This is a genomic window from Acidimicrobiales bacterium, assembly GCA_036399815.1.
Lineage (GTDB): Bacteria > Actinomycetota > Acidimicrobiia > Acidimicrobiales > DASWMK01 > DASWMK01.
The window spans coordinates 18,596-27,819 of the sequence record DASWMK010000071.1; the positions used below are offsets into that span (position 1 = coordinate 18,596).

Here is a 9,224-nt window from a genome sequence, read left to right on the forward strand (position 1 = left end):
CCGAACGCTACTCCACGGCGCCCGCCCGACGGAGGGGTCAACCTGAGGCTGAGGGTTCGGGTGCGAGCGGGCCGGTCAGCGCAGCATCTGGCGGATGCGCCTGGCGTACTCCTGGGCCAGGTTGCGGGCGTCGCGGTCGCTGCCGCCCTCGGCCCACACGTGGGTGATGGGCTCCTCCGGGTCGGGCAGGGCGAGCGCCCACCCGCCGTCGTGGCAGACCTTGACCCCGTCGACGAGGACGAGCTGGCGGTCGGCGGCCCGCTCGACGAGGTTGCGCATGACCGTGCCCTTCTGCTCCCACGGCGTCACGACCGTCTCGTGGGCGAGGTGGGTCCTCGGCAGCCCGCCGACCACCTTGGACAGCTTCTGCCCGGTCCTCGCCAGGAGCTCGAGCACCTTGACCAGGTTGGCGGCCGCGTCGAAGGCCGGCAGGAACCCGGGGATGATGAACTCGCCGCTGCGGTTGCCGGCGAAGCCGACGTTCGGGTCGGCGGCCGCCTCCATCAGGGCGGCGGCCGACAGCTTCGTCCAGCGCACGCTCACGCCGTGGTCGGCGGCGATGCGCTCGGCCTCCTGGGTGACGGTCACCGGCAGGGCGACCTGGTCGCCGACCATGTGGTCGGCCACCAGGCTGATCATGGCCAGCAGGGCCTCGTCGTCGGAGAGCACGTGGCCCTCGTCGTCGATCAGCGTGAGGGCCTCGCCGTGGGGGTCGATCACGGCGCCGACGTCGGAGCCGGACGCCCGCACCAGGCTGGCCACGTGCTCGGCGTGGGTCCTGCGCTCGAAGGTCATGGCGCCGGCCGTGGAGGCGTAGGGGTTCACGGCGAGCACGTCGGCGCCCAGCTTGGCCAGCACGTTCGGCATGACGAACGACGCCGAGCCGTAGGCGTAGTCCACGACGACCTTGAACTTCGCCTGGCGGATGACCTCGACGTCGACGGTCGCCTCCAGGGCGACCGTGTAGTGCTCGAGGGCCCGGGGCGGGAACTGGATGTCGCCGATCTCCCCCGGGAACACCCGCCGGAAGTCCTCCCGGCCGAGCAGCCGCTCGATCTTGCGCTGGTCGGTCTCGGAGATGTCCGCGCCCTGCGCGTCGAAGAAGCGCACGGCCACCGACTGGGGGTCGTCGGGCACCAGCCGGACGGTGAACCCGCCCCGCGGGGTGGGCTGGCGGGTGACGAACCGGGTGACCGGCACCGACGCCACCTCGAGGTCGAGGACGTGGATCCCGGTGGCGTTGAGGCCGCTCATCATCGCCCGCTTGAGCATCCGGGCCGAGCGGCTGGAGTCCCGGCTGGCGACGACCGTGACGTCCTTCTTCAGGGTGGTCCCCCAGGCCATGGCGACCCGGGTGGCCAGCTCGGGGGTGACGTCGACGTTGGCCAGCCCGGTCACGCTCGACCGGCCGAACAGGCTCCTCGCCCCCCTCGACTCCCACACGATCGACGAGTTGACGACGGCGCCGGCCTCGACCGTCTTGAAGGGGTACACCTTGACGTCGGAGCCGAGCACGGCGTTCTCGCCGACGAAGCACTCGTCGCCGAGGACCACGCCCTCCTCGGTGCGCACCCCCTTGCGGAGGTCGCAGGCCCGGCCGACGACCGTCCCCCGGAGCCGGACGTGGCCGCCGAGGTAGGCGTTGTCGTGCACGACCGTGCGCTCGAGGTCCGAGCCCGAGCGGAGGCGGACGTTGGCCCCGAGGACCGTGTACTCGCCGAGCCGGGTGCCGGCCTCGATGCGGCAGTTGTCGCCGATGACCGCCGGGCCCTCGACCGCCGCCTCCGGGTGCAGCTCGGCGCCCTCCCCCAGCCACACGCCGTGCCGCAGCTCGAAGCCCGGCACGTCGACCTGCACCTTCCCGTCCAGGATGTCCTTGTGGGCCCGGACGTAGGCGTCGAGGGTGCCGACGTCCTCCCAGTAGCCGCTGGCGACGGCGCCGTAGAGGGGCTTGCCGGCGTCGAGGACGGCGGGGAACACCTCGCCCGAGAAGTCCACCGACTGGTCGGCGGCGATGAAGTCGAAGATCTCCGGCTCCAGCACGAAGATGCCGGTGTTGATGGTGTCGCTGAACACCTGGCCCCAGGTCGGCTTCTCGAGGAAGCGCTCGATGGAGCCGTCCTCCCTCGTGATGACGATGCCGAACTCGAGGGGGTTCTCGACCCTGATCAGGCCGATCGTGCCGAGCCCTCCCCGCTCCTCGTGGAACTGGACGATCCCGGTCAGGTCGACGTCGGTCAGCACGTCGCCGCTGATGACGACGAAGCGCTCGGTCAGCCGGTCCATGGCGTTGCGGACCGAGCCGGCGGTGCCGAGGGGCTGGTCCTCGACGGCGTAGGACATCTTCACGCCGTACTCGGAGCCGTCGCCGAAGTAGTTGCGGATGGCGTCGGCCATGAACGCCACGGTGACGACGATGTCCTCGAAGCCGTGCCGCTTCAGCAGCCGGACGACGTGCTCCATCATCGGCCGGTTGACGAGCGGCATCATCGGCTTCGGCGCGTTCGAGGTGAGCGGCCGGAGCCGGGTGCCCTCGCCCCCCGCCATGATCACGGCCTTCATGGCGGGGAGGGTACCCACTAGGCGCCCGGAGCAGCTTCGGCCCGCCCCTCCCGCAGCGCCTTCCGTGCGAGCGGCACGTACAGGACGGCGGACCAGTAGCTGAGGGCGAGCCCGGGCACGGCGGCCACCCAGGCCAGCACGTGGGCCGTGTCCCGCCAGGACAGGGTGCTCTCGCCGGCGAGGAACAGCGGGTAGGCGACCATCAGCAGGAACGTGCCGGCCTTGCCGAACCAGGTGACGTCGATGCGCCGGGCGCCGGCCATGGCCAGGCCGACGACGGCCGCGCCGACCAGGCCCTCGCGCACGAGGGTGAGCACGGCCACCCAGACGGGCACGGAGCCGTCGACCAGCATCCCGCCGACCCCCACGAAGAAGAGGAGCCGGTCGGCGGTCGGGTCGAGGATCTTCCCGAGCGTGGTGACCTGGTCGAAGTGGCGGGCGACGTAGCCGTCGATCCAGTCCGTCGAGCCGAGGGCGGCGAGGAGGACGGCGGCGGCCGCCCGGTTGTCCCGCCCGAACAGCAGCCACAGGTACACCGGGATCGAGCACAGGCGCACCACCGACAGCACGTTGGGCACGGTGAGCACGCGGCCCTCGCGGGCCCGCTCGACCAGCGGGCGGTCGTCGCCGGCCGGCGCCGGGGTGGCCGTCATGGCCCGGAAGACTAGGGCGGGGCGTTGGCTAGGGTGCCGCCGTGACGACGGTCTTCACCCGCATCATCCAGGGCGAGCTGCCGGGCCGCTTCGTGTGGCGCGACGACCGGTGCGTGGCGTTCCTGTCGATCAACCCCCTCCGGCCCGGGCACACGCTGGTCGTGCCCGTCGAGGAGGTCGACCACTGGCTCGACCTCGACGACGACCTGGCCCGCCACCTCATGGGCGTGTCCCGGGTGGTCGGGCGGGCGCTCCGGGCCGCCTTCCGGCCCGAGCGCGTCGGCCTCGTGATCGCCGGGCTCGAGGTGCCCCACACCCACCTGCACGTGGTGCCCATCCGGGACATGGGCGACCTCGACTTCGCCAACGCCGACCCGAGCCCCGACCCGGCCGACCTGGACGACGCCGCCGAGCGGGTCCGGTCGGCGCTCCGCGACCTCGGCCGCTCCGAGGTGGCCGGCTAGTCGCCCTCCCTGGTCCACACCTCGACGCCGGCCTCCTGGTCGACCTGCACGAAGCCGAGGCCGGCCAGGTCGCCGTAGACCTCCTCGGCCGTGTCGCTCCACGTGGGGCGGTCGGTCGTGTCGACCACCACCCAGCGCACGGCGGCCCGGCGCTCGGCCTCGGACTCGGGGTCGCCCGCGGCGTCCTCGACGTAGGGGGCGGGGAAGGTGAACACCTGGCGCCGCTCGGCGAGCGGGGGGAGCACCCGCAGGGAGGCGCTCACCGGGGCATCGTCGGGCACCATCGACGCCGCGTGCTGGCGGGCCCGCTCCACCGGCGTGTCCCTCCCCCACTCCCAGGGCTCGTGCGACGGCGACGAGGCGGCCGACTGGAGGAAGGCGAACCCGGACGCGGCGAGCAGCACGGTGAGCAGGGACCGCTCGACGGTCACGATCACCACGCCCTTGCGCCCGGCCCGGCCGAGGCCGGCGGCGGCGGCCACGAACACGACCGCGGTGGCGGCGGCGACGTGGTGGTCGCCGATGCCGTGGGCCGACTCCTGGGAGGAGACGAGGTAGAGGGCCTGGAGCGGGACGACGGCGAGCAGCACGCGGGGTGCGAGCAGCGGGAGGAACAGCAGCGGGGCCAGCAGGCCGACGACCACGTCGAGGTTGCGCTGGGTGAACAGGTCGGTGGCGACCGTGCCCGGGTTGGCGAGCATCGTCCGCACGACCTCGCCGGCCCCGTCGCCGTAGGACCCGAGGTACCGGGTGGCGACCACCTCCCCGCCCGACACCGACGGCCCCACCACCAGGGTGGCGAAGGCCACCCAGGCCAGGCCGGCCACGACGGCGGCGATCCCGACGGCCCGGCGGCCCCGCACCGCCCAGACGGCCCCGGCGGCCGCCACGACCAGCCCGAGCTCGGCGTGGAGGAGGACGGCGACGGCGGCCGCCCCCGCGAACACCCACCACCGGCGGGCGAGGGCGGCGGCGGCGGCCGCGACCATCGCCGGCACGGCCAGCGTCTCGGGGTGGAAGCCGGCCAGGTTCATGTTGTGCACGGCGGGGTGGAGCGCCCAGGCGGCGACCAGGGCGCTGCTGGCCCCGGCCCGCAGGTGCATCACCCGCCGGCACAGCTGCCAGAGGGGGACGACGGCGACGGCCAGGGCGGCCGACTGCACGAGCAGCAGGGTCGGCACGGCGGGCAGGAAGCCGGCGACGACCGCGACCGGGTAGAAGCCGAACGGCGCGTGCTCGGCCAGCAGGTGCACCCCCCGCACCGTCACGAACGGCTCGTGCCCGTGGGCGACCAGCCAGGCCGCCTGGGCGTAGGCCCCGACCTGGCCGCCGGTCAGCTCGCCGGCGTGGGCCAGGGCGAGCGCGCCGAGGACGACGAACAGGACCCCGGCGGCGGCCCAGGGCACCACCCGGTCGGCCCACTCCCCGTCGATGCGGGCCTGCACCCGCCGCAGCCACGCCTCGTAGCGCCGCCGGGGGGCGTACCGCTGCCGGGCGCGCTCGCGCCGCGTCGCCACCGGCGCCGCTAGCCGGGGGCCCCGCCCTGCTCCCCGGCGCTCACAGCAGGCGGCCCTGCTCGGCGACGGGGACGGGCTCGGGCGGCGGGTCGAGGAGGTGGGGCCCCTGGTTGCGGACGTCGTTGACCGCCGGGCCCACCGGGCGGACGGCGAGCAGGCCGGCAGGGGCGGGCCGGAGGAGGGCGACGAGGGCGTCGAGCGCCGGCCCGCCGCGGACGTCGGGGTCGAGCCAGTCGTCCCACGCCCGCCGGGGCAGCAGCACCGGCATGCGGTCGTGGAGGGGGGCGACGTCGTCGCTGGCGGCCGTCGTGACGACGGCGACGGTGAGGAGCGGCGTCGGCCGCCCGTCGCCCCGGTCGCCCTCGCGCGGCCCGTACCAGGCCTCCCACACGCCGGCCATGGCCAGCCGGTCGCCGTCCCGGCGGGTGATGCAGTACGGCGCCGGCCGGCGGCCGGGCTGGCGGCGCCACTCGTAGAAGCCGTCGGCCGGGACGATGCAGCGCCGGCGGGCGAACGCCGCCCGGTAGGCGGGGGCGTCGACGATCCGCTCGGCCCTCGCGTTGATCATCCGGCTGCCGACCCTCGGGTCGTCGGCCCACGGCGGGACCAGGCCCCAGCGGCGGACGTCGACCACCCGCCGGCCGGCGCCGTCGACCACCCCGACGTGCACGTCGTCGGTGGGCGCCACGTTCCAGCTCGGCGGCACCGGCTCGTCCGGGCCGTCGTCGGCGCCGAGCCAGCGGGCCAGGTCGTCCGCGCTCGCCGAGGCCAGGAACCGGCCGCACATGGCGCCGACGCTACCGGCCCGGCGCACCCCGGCCGGCCCGCCCGGTCGTGGCGGTCAGGCGCCCTTCGTCGCCCCGTCGGGCTCGGGCCCGGCGTCGGCCCCGTCGCCCCCGAGCACCCGCAGCACCTCGCCGAGCTGGCGGTGCTGGATCTCGAGGTGGCGCATGGGCATGCCCTTGCGGATCTCGTAGTGGTTGCGCCGGCCCACCCGGGTCTTGGTCAGGTAGCCGGCCTCGACCAGGTCGGCGACGATCCCCTGCACGGCCCGCTCGGTGATGCCGACCCGCTCGGCCACGTCGGCCATGCGCAGCCCCGGGTCCTCGGCCAGGCAGAACAGGACGACGAAGTGGTTGGTGACGAACGTCCACCCGCCGTCGGAACGGCCCTCTTCGCGCCGGCGCATGGGGCGAACGGTACCGGCTCGCCGCCCGGGAGAGCCGCTCCCCGCCGGGGGCGGGCGCGACCCGCGCGCTCGTTGGTCGGGCTGCCGGGATTCGAACCCGGGGCCTTCGGTCCCCCAGACCGACGCGCTAACCAAGCTGCGCCACAGCCCGTGGCCCGTCCAGGCTAGTGGCTCACGCGGACGGGGCGGGCGCCGGCTCGGCCGGCACCGCCACCGGGGCGCGGACGAGCACGAGCAGGGCGTAGAGCATCCCGGGGACGAGCGCGAGCGCGCACGCCGGGCCGACGCCGATCAGCTCGGCGACGGTCCCACCGCCGGCCGCCCCGATGGCCGTGCAGGCCATGAGCGAGCCCTGGAGGTAGCCGAACACCGAGGCCCGCAGCTCGCTCGGCACCCGGGCGCCGACGACGACGTTGGCCGGGACGATCACCGCGAACACGAGCCCGGTGGCGAGGTACGGGACGATGGCGGCGGGCATGCCGGGGCGGGCGAGGAAGCCCAGGGCGGCGATGACGGACCCGCCGAGGCCGAGGATGGCCGACACCTTGACGAGGCGGCCGTGGTCGCCCTTGCGGGGCACGAGGGCGGCCCCGGCGATCGTGCCGAGCGGGACCGTGGCCGCGAGCACGCCGGCCACCGACGCCCGGCCACCGGCCTCGGCGTCGACGTAGGCGACGACGAGCGCCTCGGCGGCGATGGCCCCGAGGGAGGTGAGCGCGACCATCACGGCGGCCCGGAACACGAGGACGTCGCTGCGCAGCGTCTCGTAGGCCGCCCGCAGCTGGACGCCGACCTTGCTGGCCGAGCGGGGGGTGCGGCCGCCCCGCATCGCCGCCAGCGCGGCGGCCGACACGAGGAAGGTGCCGGCGTTGAGGAGGAGGGCGGAGGTGCCGCCGACGATGGCGACGAGGCCGCCACCGGAGAGGTAGCCGAGGAGGACGGCGGTGTTGCCGGTGACCTGCGCGAGGGCGAGGCCGTCGCCGTAGCGGTCCTCGGGGAGGATCTCGGGGAGGAGCGCGGACCGTGCCGCCTGGAACGGCGGCGTGGCGAGGCCCGCGACGAAGGTCAGGATGAGGAGGACGGGGACCGGGAGCGGCACCACCATGACCGCGAACACGGCGGCGCGCACGAGGTCGGCGACGATGAGCACCGTGCGCCGGGGGAAGCGGTCGCCGAGGGTCGCGAGCACCTGGCCGATGCCGACCCACGGCAGGACCGAGAGGGTCGTGACCAGCCCGCTGAGCAGCGCCGAGTCGGTGCGCTCGAGGACGACGACGGCGAGCGCCAACCGCGCCGCCCAGTCCCCGAGCTCACTCGCGAGCTGGGCGAACCAGGCCAGGCGGAAGTCCCGCGTCGCCAGCGGGCCGGACAGTTCACGAAATCGTCGGAGCACGCCTCTCCTTGCCGTTCACGCACGGCCCCACCACCGTGGCCGGTGGTTCCCCGCCATGGTGCCCGCGCCGGCCGGACGGCCACCGACGAGCCCGCCGGAGCCCGTCTCGGGATCAGTACCAGTGGTTTCCACGCATGTCGGCGCCCTTTCCTCTGGGGCTGGCCCATCCTCGCGGACGGCCGCCCTCGTACGAAATCGACAGGTACCAGGCGGCACCTGAGCGCGAGCGCACCCGGGCCGCCTCCAAGATCAGGGAATCAGTACCAGTGGTTGCCGCGCATCTCGGTCGCTCCTTCCGCCGTTCGGGGTGTCGGTCGCCTGGGGGGTGGGTGGGGGGATCAGTACCAGTGGTTGCCGCGCATCGCGGGTGCTCCTCGGTCTCGTCCGGTCGAGTCGTCCAGCGGGGTCGAAATCAGTACCAATGGTTACCGCGCACTTCGCCGCCCTCCTTCGCCAAGAGTGGTGATCCAATTGCCAATGACCACCGTCGGTGGTCAACAGGGAATGGGTGAATCAGTACCAGTGGTTGCCGCGCACGCCGCCTCCCCCGCCGTTCATTGGGTCCCGATTGGGGTCGCCCGTTGGTTCCGTGTAACGTCCGCCCGAGGGCAGCATTCCCCTCAATACCAGTGATTGCCACGCATGGTGGTCCGCCCTCCTGTAGCGAGTTGACCCGTTTGCCAGGGTCGCTGAACGCACAGCGTGACGGGCGCGACGACGTGAGGCTTGAGGTGTCCCGACACCACGCGCTGTGGTGCAAGAAACGCTCAACGTAGCGCCCTCCTTGAGCGTGCGTCCCGCCGTGGTCATACAACGATATCGGCAGCGTTACCGCCGGTATTGATCTTTGCACGTTTCAAAGCCGTGTGCACGAACCACGCGATGATCCGGACTCGGAGGAAATCTGCGCTTGCTATGCAACCATTGTCGGGGTTCGGCCCGTCGACGTCTGGACGCGCGACGTGCCCTGGCCTCGGCGTCGAGAGCGCCGGCCGGAGGGCTCTCCAACGGTCTGCCCACCGCTCCCCCGCCTCACGCCGGCCGGACCGTCCCCGGCCGGCACGAGCCCCCGTTGGCCCGCCCGGCGCCACGGCGGGCGCGACGGGCCGTCAGGTCGGCGCCGCCCGACGAAGCCCACCGCAGTCGGCGCGACCCCGTGGACGAGGCGCGGTCACATCGTCGGCGCCGCCGGCGGCGGGCGATGGCGGCAGGCGCCCCGGAGAGCGCCGCCCGTCGGCCGCCAGCAGGCCGACCGGCCGGGACGGCGGGGCAGGCCGGCGGGGCCACCCGGCCGGCGACGGTCGCCCTCGGGAGCCGCCAGCCAGCCACGGCGCTCGCCGTCGGGAACGCCGCCGGCCGGCCACGGCGAGCGAGGTCGGCAGTGCGATCTCGGCGGGGAACGCAGGACACCCAGCGGGTCACCCGCCGGCGCCGGCGCCGGCGCCG

General features: G+C 74.4%; 7 protein-coding genes and 1 tRNA gene. 1 reads left to right on the plus strand and 7 read right to left on the minus strand.

Going from position 1 to position 9,224, the window contains the following annotated elements; genetic code table 11:
- Positions 1-75: 75 nt before the first annotated feature.
- Both VGB14_05400 and VGB14_05405 read right to left on the minus strand, forming a co-directional pair.
- Positions 76-2,562: a sugar phosphate nucleotidyltransferase gene (locus tag VGB14_05400; GenBank protein ID HEX9992345.1), complete on the minus strand. Its 2,487-nt coding sequence runs from the start codon at positions 2,560-2,562 to the stop codon at positions 76-78.
- Between the two features lie 17 nt (positions 2,563-2,579).
- Positions 2,580-3,215 (minus strand): CDP-alcohol phosphatidyltransferase family protein, encoded by a 636-nt coding sequence (locus VGB14_05405; GenBank protein HEX9992346.1) that lies wholly within the window; start codon positions 3,213-3,215, stop codon positions 2,580-2,582.
- Positions 3,216-3,256: 41 nt separating this feature from the next.
- On the opposite strand from VGB14_05405, the gene VGB14_05410 reads away from it, so the two are divergent.
- Entirely contained in the window at positions 3,257-3,679 is a 423-nt protein-coding gene (locus tag VGB14_05410) for an HIT family protein (protein HEX9992347.1), read from the plus strand.
- Here VGB14_05410 and VGB14_05415 read toward each other — a convergent pair.
- The 5 genes from VGB14_05415 to VGB14_05435 all read right to left on the minus strand — a co-directional run bounded on the left by VGB14_05415 (position 3,676) and on the right by VGB14_05435 (position 7,778).
- The gene (locus VGB14_05415; protein HEX9992348.1) at positions 3,676-5,196 is read right to left on the minus strand and encodes a DUF2079 domain-containing protein; all 1,521 of its coding nucleotides are present in this window, start codon (positions 5,194-5,196) and stop codon (positions 3,676-3,678) included. The genes VGB14_05410 and VGB14_05415 overlap by 4 nt on opposite strands.
- A 40-nt stretch (positions 5,197-5,236) precedes the next feature.
- Positions 5,237-5,983, minus strand: coding sequence for an SOS response-associated peptidase (locus VGB14_05420; protein ID HEX9992349.1), 747 nt, complete (start codon positions 5,981-5,983; stop codon positions 5,237-5,239).
- Between the two features lie 54 nt (positions 5,984-6,037).
- Complete coding sequence (locus tag VGB14_05425) at positions 6,038-6,385, minus strand: winged helix-turn-helix transcriptional regulator (GenBank protein HEX9992350.1); 348 nt, start codon at positions 6,383-6,385, stop codon at positions 6,038-6,040.
- Between the two features lie 73 nt (positions 6,386-6,458).
- Positions 6,459-6,536 (minus strand) — tRNA-Pro (locus VGB14_05430).
- A 21-nt stretch (positions 6,537-6,557) separates the two neighbouring features.
- Entirely contained in the window at positions 6,558-7,778 is a 1,221-nt protein-coding gene (locus VGB14_05435) for an MFS transporter (GenBank protein HEX9992351.1), read from the minus strand.
- Positions 7,779-9,224: the final 1,446 nt, after the last annotated feature.

What these genes read in the sequence shown, in the direction of transcription:
- VGB14_05400 (HEX9992345.1), bottom strand. Translation starts at nt 2,562, where the DNA reads ATGAAGGCCGTGATCATGGCGGGGGGCGAGGGCACCCGGCTCCGGCCG.
- VGB14_05405 (HEX9992346.1), bottom strand. Translation starts at nt 3,215, where the DNA reads ATGACGGCCACCCCGGCGCCGGCCGGCGACGACCGCCCGCTGGTCGAG.
- VGB14_05420 (HEX9992349.1), bottom strand. Translation starts at nt 5,983, where the DNA reads ATGTGCGGCCGGTTCCTGGCCTCGGCGAGCGCGGACGACCTGGCCCGC.
- VGB14_05425 (HEX9992350.1), bottom strand. Translation starts at nt 6,385, where the DNA reads ATGCGCCGGCGCGAAGAGGGCCGTTCCGACGGCGGGTGGACGTTCGTC.